This window comes from Enterococcus gallinarum NBRC 100675, assembly GCF_001544275.1.
Lineage (GTDB): Bacteria > Bacillota > Bacilli > Lactobacillales > Enterococcaceae > Enterococcus_D > Enterococcus_D gallinarum.
Genome location: NZ_BCQE01000059.1, coordinates 1 through 5,788 on the forward strand (window position 1 = coordinate 1; position 5,788 = coordinate 5,788).

At 36.1% G+C, this 5,788-nt stretch carries 6 protein-coding genes and 1 pseudogene; 1 reads left to right on the forward strand and 6 read right to left on the reverse strand.

The window, feature by feature from the left end:
• Positions 1-152: 152 nt before the first annotated feature.
• A complete protein-coding gene (locus EG2_RS19870) occupies positions 153-239 on the forward strand; it encodes a putative holin-like toxin (protein ID WP_220271487.1) in 87 nt (28 codons plus the stop codon).
• 310 nt (positions 240-549) lie between these two features.
• Here the strand turns inward: EG2_RS19870 and EG2_RS17860 are convergent, their stop codons facing one another.
• From EG2_RS17860 to EG2_RS17885, 6 genes and pseudogenes are all read right to left on the reverse strand, one after another.
• Positions 550-1,173: a recombinase family protein gene (locus tag EG2_RS17860; protein WP_060815674.1), complete on the reverse strand. Its 624-nt coding sequence runs from the start codon at positions 1,171-1,173 to the stop codon at positions 550-552.
• Positions 1,174-1,311: 138 nt separating this feature from the next.
• Entirely contained in the window at positions 1,312-1,626 is a 315-nt protein-coding gene (locus EG2_RS17865; RefSeq protein ID WP_060815675.1) for a hypothetical protein, read from the reverse strand.
• Positions 1,627-1,645: 19 nt separating this feature from the next.
• Positions 1,646-2,107 (reverse strand): hypothetical protein, encoded by a 462-nt coding sequence (locus tag EG2_RS17870; RefSeq protein ID WP_060815676.1) that lies wholly within the window; start codon positions 2,105-2,107, stop codon positions 1,646-1,648.
• Between the two features lie 26 nt (positions 2,108-2,133).
• Positions 2,134-2,484, reverse strand: a pseudogene (locus EG2_RS17875) (single-stranded DNA-binding protein); the annotation flags it as partial.
• 97 nt (positions 2,485-2,581) lie between these two features.
• Positions 2,582-3,361, reverse strand: a complete 780-nt coding sequence (locus EG2_RS17880) for a winged helix-turn-helix domain-containing protein (RefSeq protein WP_060815678.1) — start codon at positions 3,359-3,361, stop codon at positions 2,582-2,584.
• Between the two features lie 955 nt (positions 3,362-4,316).
• Positions 4,317-5,788: TraM recognition domain-containing protein (locus EG2_RS17885; protein ID WP_156424259.1), on the reverse strand; the 1,472-nt coding region annotated here is incomplete at its 5' end.

A 5,788-nucleotide genomic window follows, 5' to 3' on the forward strand; every position in this document is an offset into this window, starting at 1 on the left:
AAAAAAATCCGCTAGAAACATTGAAAACTCAACGTTTCTAGCGGATTTTTATGGTATAATGATTATGTAGAAAAGTGAAAAGATGGTGGCTAATCTCTTAATAAAGGGGTGATGCCTATGGTTCATAGCTTTATCCCTAGAAGGGAGTAGGCATGTCTGTATTTGAAGCATTAACACTGATGATTGCTTTTGCGACATTGGTGTTGCTGATTACAGAGCATAAAGATCCAAAAAAATAATCATCTTTTAACACTTTAGCGAGAGTTAAGATGATTATCTTCTTAATATTCAGCTACCGTCTTTTTAACGGTTCTACACTAGAGGCGTGTGTCCAGCACGTCTCTTTTCATGTTTATTATAGCATATTCTCATGTTTTATGGAACTACAAAGCTGGCGAAGCCGGCTTTTTTTGTTGCCCGCCTAAACGGCGGTGGTGGTTGGAGTGTGGCGGGCAACAAAAACTTTGCTCCCTCTTCAGATTGTAAAACGATTTAATTGTAATTGTTATTTAAATCTATAGACAAAGAAACAGATAACCCAGGTGGGGCTTACTCCATCTGGGCCTCGTTTTTCTCTAAATTTTCTTTGATCCTATAAACAGTTGGTCGACAGACACCTGCTCTTCTAGAAATCTCCGAAATCCCCATTCCTTGTTTTAACATTTCGACGATTTGATAATAAATAATTTGTTTTTGCCGATTTCTACTTGTTGGGGAATAATCCGGCTTTCTTCCTCTAAACAGTCCTTTTTCATGAGCTAATGCTATCCCTTGTGCTTGCCTTCGTTTTATTTCCGCTCGTTCGCGTTCCGCTACCATAGCCAAAATTTGAATGATCAAATCTTTGATAAATTTATCTAACAAGGGATTGCCAATGGCTTCAGTCATAATTGGCAAACTAGTAATAATCAGTTGAACCTTTTTCTCTTTTAGATAGTTGACAACGCCGATGATCTCGTCATAATTTCTGCCTAACCGATCGATTGCTTCGACAAAAAAGGTATCTCCTTCTCTCACAAATAAAATCGCTTCTTGAAATACTGGACGCTTTTTTATGGTTGCACCAGATTGTTTCTCCACAAACCATTTTTCAACTGAGAATTTTTTCATTTCTTTTACTTGACGTTGTTCATTTTGGTCTTTTGAAGATACACGAATATATCCAATACGCATAATTGTTCACTCCAATTAATTGACACTTATAATTTACAAACAGAAGCTTGATTTATCAAGGTTCTGTTTTGTAACGTTTAAGTATACTCTATTTTTACAACAATAATAAAAAAGACCGAAGCATTCGCTTCGATCCGTTCATTCACCTCTTATTTCTTTTTCTTGTATGAACGCTATTTCTAATTCCTCAAAAAATTCCGGAAGGATTCGATCAAAAAATGCCCATTCATTTGCGGAAAATGGACTTCCATCTTTTTTAGTCATCGTTACTATCATTTTTCTTAGAGAAAGTTTGATCGTATAGTTGATCCGATCATACGGATTATACGTATAGCCATGTAATTGGAACATAATATGATTTTTCAACGAATACAAATCATATTTTTCTCTTACTGCCTCTTTACTAATCAAAATTTTATAAGAATAAACACTTCGGCTCATTTCATCGTCCATCATAAGCTCTCCTCTTCTCCTATTCCTTTTCTTTTAATGATGCGGAAACTTGTACATCTTTTAATTGCTGGATATGTGCCAACATCGGTTTATTCCCCTTCACTACAAGAAAAACGGTTCCCTGTTCTTTCCCTAAAGTGACTTCTTTTTCCAGATGTAACGACTGTTTGTCTGGTCCAACAAATTCCCGTTTTTCTTTATCTATAAACTGTACCGTAATAAGATATGGCTTTGTTGGATTGGCATGTTGGAAATCCAGTTCCCCTCGATAGAGCTCATTTATGGTTGTCTCTTGTTGGCTTTTTTGATTGGACTCTAAAATTTCAATGTCTAGAAACAGTTCCGGCTTCAGTTCTTCTGTAGTGGTTATCGTCGTAGAGGGCTCCTTCTCTTCCCCTTTTGAAAAAAAGAGATTTCCTACAAACAAACCACTCCCTATGATCGTCAATCCAACCACTACGACAATAAAAACTTTTTTCACACGTATCCCTTCTTTTTTTGTTCCTATTTTTCCATATTTTCGTTTTCTTGACTAGTCTTTTTCTTCTCTAAAAATTCAAAATTTTCAACAAGCAACGACGTCACATAGCGAGTAACTCCTTGACGGTCATCAAAACTCCGATTTTGTAATTCCCCATGTACCGCAATCAAATTTCCTTTATGAACATATTTGGCTAAAACCTCCGCAGGATTTCCCCATAGTACACACTGTAAAAAAGTCGTTTCTGTTTCTCCTTCTTTATTGGGACGATTTCTTTTGCACGCAAGTGTAAAATTCGCAACTGCAACTCCATTTTCATTGGTATACCGCAATTGCGGTTCCTTGGTTAATCTTCCTGTAGCTTGTACGGTAATCATTTCTTTTCCCTCTTTCCTATTTTGTATTTCTCATTCTTTCCTGTTCCAGGTTCGTAAGAACCATAGTAAAAGGAAATGAAAAACGGTTCGCCGTTTTTCACCAATTAATAAATCGATCTTCTTTCACTAAACGGATCATTTCTTCTTCAAATTCATTTGCCGTAAAAATATGGAGACGATCAAAAATCTCTTCTGAATCTTCTTGTTGATAAATGAAATAGTCTCTAAAGAGTTCTAGTTCTTCTTTGATGATCGAACTAGGTGTGACATAAATCAAACGGGCATCTTCATAATTGGTTAATTGCTTGATATATTTTGGAAAAACTCCCTTACGGTATCGATTCCTTGTTTTTAACGTCAATTCGATCTCAAATTGCCATTCTACTTCTCGTCCATCTTTACCAGCAAAAACGAAAATAAAATCAGGCACAAAATATTTCACGCCTTTCTGATTTTTCTTCTGGTCTTTCACTTCATACACTTTTCTTCGTTCAGAAACCACTGCTTTTAAATGTTGGTGCCCCTGACAAAGCTGCAACATTTTAATTAAATAATCGTTGATTTGTAGATGATGTTGCAAATTGTATTCCGGAACTTTAGGCAAAGCATAATATCCTCCAATGTAATTGTGACCCTTTTTAGTTAAGAAATAATACGTAGTATGACCATCTTTTTGAGAATCAATTAATCCTTCTTTTTTTAGTAATTCCAAATTTTTATATACTGTTCTTGATACAGCAACTAAATCTATAGTAAAAAATAAAATTAATTGAGTTGTTGAGAGTACTCGTAATTCATGAATTAGGCATAAAATGATTAGCTTCGTTTTATCATTCATTGAATAATCAATGTAATAGTTATAAAGTAATGGTTTCAATGTATCACCGCTTTTCTAAAATGGTACAAATAGGCAGAGCCTATTTGTTCATTGAAAAAGAATTTTGGAACAACGTGTAGAAATTCTTTTTCGGGGTTGAAGTCCCTCAAGATTTGGTGAGGGATTTAGGGAGTTGTTGCTTTAAAGGAATTAACAATATTTCACTACTTATCAAATAGAACTACTCGTATGGGTTTCTGGTTTTAGCGACAGCCCTCTCAAGAATTGGTGAGGGGGCGCAGACGCAAGGGGGTGTTGTAAGTTCCCTCTTTCAAAAGAGGATGAAAGAGGGCGGAGGGTGATAGTTTTGAGGCCCCATGATTGGGGTGGGAGTTGATCCCTTTTTCATTCTTTCCCTTTCCCCTTACCAGTAAAAAAATGCGCCTACCTTCTCTTAGTATTTGGTAGTTCCCGGCGCTTGGTATTTTTTTCGGAGTTTGGCAATTCCTGACCACTTTCCCTCATAAGGGGGATTACCCCACGTTGAGGGAAAGTGGTCAGGAATTGCCAAGGCGGAGAAAGCCTTTGATACCAAGCGCCGGGAACGTTCTCTTATGATGAAAAATTGAACGTAAAGTGAATGCATACTGAATCCAAACTGAATGGAAAATGAATTTTTCCACATTCTTTTTGTTTAACTTTTTTATACATAATTCATCATCAAATTAAAAGTATTTACCATATTAAATTTAGCCATTTTGTCTGTTTATTAATACAAAACAAATGATCAATCAATTGCATTTCACACATCAATTAAATGCAAAACATTGATCATTTTGTTGCCAAATTGATGAAAACCAATCGCAATTTAACATCAAAACTACTATCAATTAGGCACAAATAAACACGTCTGTTGATGACAACAATTAAAAACTTATTCGTATGAAAAAAGACTGTCAATTGATTGCATTTTATGAATTATTTTGGGTTTCTAGTTCATCATACTTTAGCGCAATTACTTATTTTTTTCTAACCATTCAAGAACATTTCGCACATAAACCATTTGCGGCGGAATATCTTCATCCGTAGCGGTTCGATGGACAATAAACTCTCCTTTGCGTAATTCTTTGATCCGATCAGGACTGATTTTGAACTTATTCACGTTGCGTTTTGTCCCACGTTGACCTGCCCAATCGATTTTTCCAACGTCCGAATATCCCTCTTCTTGTTCCGTCATTGTCGTCAACTCAATGTCTTCATACGTCCCGATCGTGTTACTCCAATACTCGGCTTCTCCTGGTTCATTCGTTTTTCCAATAATCAATGTATTCACATTTCCAACGAGTTGTTCTTGTAATTTATCGCCAAGTTTCGCAATATCCGCCATTGTTTGTGGAGAAAAAATCGCATGCATTCCTGCACCACGCCCTTTATTTACTAGATCAATAAATGTCTCATTGAGATATGAACTTGGTTCATCAAAAAGGACAATGAGTTCTTTTTGGTGATTCATTTGATACATTTCAGACAAATAGTAATTAATATCTCCCACCAACATTTGTGCCAATGTGCGTATATATTCTTTGTAAATCAATCCATTCAAAGAGACATACACAATGTCTTTTTGCCGCACAATTTGTTGAATACTTAAGATATTTTGATGCTCTGATGTGTCAAACAATCGTCCCAATTCACTGTCTAATAACATATTGATATTGTTCTGAAGCGCCTCCGATGTGGCATACAAATAAAACGGAGAATTTTTATGTTCGTATCGTACAAACAACTGTTCGAACAAATTCTGCTGAACGTTCTCCCCTGTTTCTGCATTTGGGGACAGGTATTTGAGGTTCTTTTTGAGTAACAGATAATACGAATCTAAATCCAATGTTTCACGGTCAAGGACAATCGTTTCTGTCTCTGGTTGTGTATCTCCTTGCTGAAAAATGTTTCTAAATTTGCTATCTTTTAGTTGCGATTTTTTTGTTTCTTCTTGCTTTTCAGTCTCCGTTTGAACCCCTGAATGATCAAACATTTCTTTGCCTCTTTGAGCTGATTTTTTCTTTGTTCGCTCTATTTTTTTCTCTACTTCAATTTCAAACAACTTAGGATTATTTGGTAATATAGCATCCGCAAATAAATCCAATACGTTTCTAGGAAGTAAATAATGTTGAATAAAAGGCAAGCTTCGCTCAATCTTTTTCTCTACTTCTCTTCCGTTTTTCTCTCTCTTGTTAATGGATGTTCCTTTGAAAGCATCAAGCAATTGTACCGTTGCTTGCAATAAAGACTTTGCGGCACCGGAGTAAAACACACTCTCTGTTTCCGCCAAAGTAACTAATTTATCACGCACAGAAATCGCATTTCCATTCGCTACAGGGTTGTATCGCATATCTCCTTCATCGGTGAATTTTTTCACCCGTCTGTTGTATTTTCCTGCCACTTTTTTCATGGCTTCATACGTATCTTGCGCCCCTTTTCCGTCAA

What these genes read in the sequence shown, in the direction of transcription:
- EG2_RS17865 (WP_060815675.1), bottom strand. Translation starts at nt 1,626, where the DNA reads ATGGACGATGAAATGAGCCGAAGTGTTTATTCTTATAAAATTTTGATT.
- EG2_RS19870 (WP_220271487.1), top strand. Translation starts at nt 153, where the DNA reads ATGTCTGTATTTGAAGCATTAACACTGATGATTGCTTTTGCGACATTG.
- EG2_RS17860 (WP_060815674.1), bottom strand. Translation starts at nt 1,173, where the DNA reads ATGCGTATTGGATATATTCGTGTATCTTCAAAAGACCAAAATGAACAA.